Source organism: Exiguobacterium sp. s123 (assembly GCF_018617075.1).
Taxonomy (GTDB): domain Bacteria; phylum Bacillota; class Bacilli; order Exiguobacteriales; family Exiguobacteriaceae; genus Exiguobacterium; species Exiguobacterium profundum.
On the sequence record NZ_JACSJL010000026.1, the window covers coordinates 1 to 526 of the forward strand.

The 526-nt window shown below is 59.3% G+C and carries 1 protein-coding gene; it reads left to right on the forward strand.

Features of this window, described 5'->3' with window-relative positions:
• Positions 1-119: 119 nt before the first annotated feature.
• Positions 120-526, forward strand: a 407-nt coding sequence (locus KNO72_RS15485) for a JAB domain-containing protein (protein WP_214758779.1), incomplete at its 3' end; no start/stop codon positions are given.

The window sequence follows — 526 nt, forward strand, 5'->3', positions numbered from 1 at the left end:
TTGAGGCTCTCCCTGCGGTCGCCCTTGCACCGTCTCCCGACGCTCGCTTCGTTCCCGTCAACAGGACGCACAACGGTGTTCGTTCTGAGCTCGGCTTATCCGAAAGGGGACAAACCATCATGGAACTTACATCCATCATCGAGGTCATTCGTATCAAACAAGAGATTCGCGAGGAGATGGTCGCTCTCGAGCACGCCATCATCCAATCACCGGACAGTGCCCGACAAATCGGTTCCTCGTTCATCGGGGACGACGACCGTGAAGTGTTCCTCGTCATCATGCTCAACACAAAGAACCGGGTCATCGGCGTCCACCGGGCACACGTCGGGAGCGTCAACTCGAGTGTCGTCCACCCACGGGAGGTCTTCAAATGCGCCATCTTGAACAACGCCTCGTGCCTCATCGTCTGTCATCAGCACCCGAGCGGGGACCCGACGCCGAGCCGGGAGGACATCCTCGTCTCCGAACGGTTACATGAGGCGGGGGACCTCATCGGCATCCCGGTGCTCGACCATCTCATCCTCGG